Origin of the sequence: Pseudomonas floridensis, assembly GCF_002087235.1 — a bacterium.
GTDB classification, from domain to species: Bacteria; Pseudomonadota; Gammaproteobacteria; order Pseudomonadales; family Pseudomonadaceae; genus Aquipseudomonas; species Aquipseudomonas floridensis.
Window position 1 is genome coordinate 1 of sequence record NZ_MUIO01000174.1, and the last position, 670, is coordinate 670.

The following is a 670-nucleotide window of genomic DNA, read 5'->3' on the forward strand; positions in this document are numbered from 1 at the left end:
GGCCAGGATCTTGCCGATCTTGCTGACCGCTACGCCACGCTCGATCCAGTCGAGAATACTGCGTACGGTGTCGATATCGGACTGCGAATACAGACGATGACCACTGTCGGTGCGGGTCGGCTGAATGAGCCCGTATCGGCGCTCCCAGGCGCGCAGCGTTACCGGGTTGACGCCGGTCAAACGAGCGACTTCACGAATGGGATAGAGCTCTTGTTGTTTGAAAGCCTGGTCGGGATCCTTCCGGACAAGGGGACAGTCAGAGGATTGAGTCATGCCGGTTATCACTTGTCATTATGCGATGCATTGTAAACAGCATCGGGTGGTCTACATCAGCAGGCATCAACAATTGAGTCCCGACACCGGCCACAAAGTTCTACTTGTTTTACCCGGTTTCAGGAATAATCCTTGCTTGCTTTTTGACCGAAGCTGATGCGGCCCACCATCCCGGCGCCGCGTCATGTGAACTCCCTACCCGGGACTCTCACGCCTCTACCGGAGATACACAATGTCTACCTCACCCGTCACGCTGATGGTTGCGCGCCGTGTTGCCCATGGCCGCTATCAGGAACTGATCGCCTGGCTGCATGAGGGCGAACAACTGGCCACCGATTTCCCCGGTTATCTGGGCTCCGGCGTACTGGCTCCGCCACCGGGCGACGATGAATTCCAG

The 670-nt window shown here is 57.3% G+C and carries 1 protein-coding gene and 1 pseudogene; one reads left to right on the forward strand and one right to left on the reverse strand.

Going from position 1 to position 670, the window contains the following annotated elements; translation table 11 throughout:
- On the reverse strand, positions 1-273 hold a 273-nt coding region (locus tag BZK31_RS27590), incomplete at its 3' end, for a MerR family transcriptional regulator (RefSeq protein WP_157900811.1).
- A gap of 232 nt (positions 274-505) precedes the next feature.
- Between BZK31_RS27590 and BZK31_RS27595 the strand changes: the two are divergent.
- Positions 506-670: pseudogene (locus BZK31_RS27595) on the forward strand (antibiotic biosynthesis monooxygenase); the annotation flags it as partial.